The sequence below is a fragment of the Nocardioides sp. CPCC 206347 genome, from assembly GCF_048654605.1.
GTDB lineage: Bacteria > Actinomycetota > Actinomycetes > Propionibacteriales > Nocardioidaceae > Nocardioides.
Map to the genome: position 1 here is coordinate 1 of NZ_JBMCYZ010000018.1, position 1,109 is coordinate 1,109.

General features: G+C 66.2%; 1 protein-coding gene. It reads right to left on the reverse strand.

The features are described from left to right. A partial coding sequence (locus ACOACQ_RS24075; RefSeq protein ID WP_378595868.1) for an IS481 family transposase occupies positions 1 to 994 on the reverse strand: 994 nt, incomplete at its 3' end. Between the last annotated feature and the right edge of the window lie 115 nt (positions 995 to 1,109).

The window sequence follows — 1,109 nt, forward strand, 5'->3', positions numbered from 1 at the left end:
TGTGATGTCCGGGGACGTTGGTCAGTCGGGTGACCGGTGGCTTGGCTCCGATGGCGGAGTGGACGCGGTGATGATTGTAGAAGTGGAGCCATCCGGGCAGGGCGGCGTTGCGTTGGTCGGTTGACTCGTAGAACCGGGCGTAGGCCCACCCATCGCCCAAGGTGCGGTGGAAGCGCTCGATCTTCCCGTTGGTCTGCGGCCGATACGGCCGGGTCCGCTTGTGGACGATGTTCATTTCGGCGCATGCATCACGCCAGGCGTAGGACATGTACGCCGGTCCGTTGTCGGAAAGCACGCGTTCGACGGTGACGCCGTGCTCAGCGAACCAGGCAACGGCGCGTTGCAGCACGCCGATCGCGGTGGCGGCCTTCTCGTCGGTGCATATCTCGGCGTAGGCGACGCGAGAGTGGTCGTCGATGACCGTGTGGACGAACGCGGTGCCAATCGCGGGGCGCGATTCCTTGCCGCGTTGGCCAGTGCGGTGGGCGGTCGCGATTGCGTTGGCTCGGCCTTGTTGGCGGCTGAGGAACTTGTGGCCACCGCCATCGGGGATGTTGGCGAACTTGGTGACGTCGACGTGGATCAATGAGCCGGGATGGTCGTGTTCGTAGCGGCGCAGGGGTTCGCCAGTGACGCGGTCGATGTGGGAGAGCCTGTTGATCCGGCATCGCACGAGCACGGCGTGGACGGTGGAGGCCTGCATACCGAGCCGGCCGGCGATCTGGACTGGTCCCAGCCGTTGGCGCCACCGCAGTCGCACGATCTGACGAACCAGCGCAGGGCTGGTCTTGTTCGCACAGGTGTGCGGTCGCGAGCTGCGGTCGACCATGCCTGCCTGGCCTTCAACGCGGTAGCGATCAGCCCACTTCTTCGCCGTCCTCGGGGCGACCATGAACATCTTGGCCGCCGCGGCGTGAGTCCAGCCACGGTCGACGACGAGTTGAGCGAGCCGCAAACGGGCGCGTGGGGTCAGGGCAGCGTTAGCGTGGGACACGAGGGCCTCCGGTCGGTGAAGCGGTGAACTAGACAGCTCCACTTCACAACCGGGGGCCCTCACCTGTCAGCCCGACTCACCGCCGGAGGGCGGGACAACCTCCCTGGGCATCACA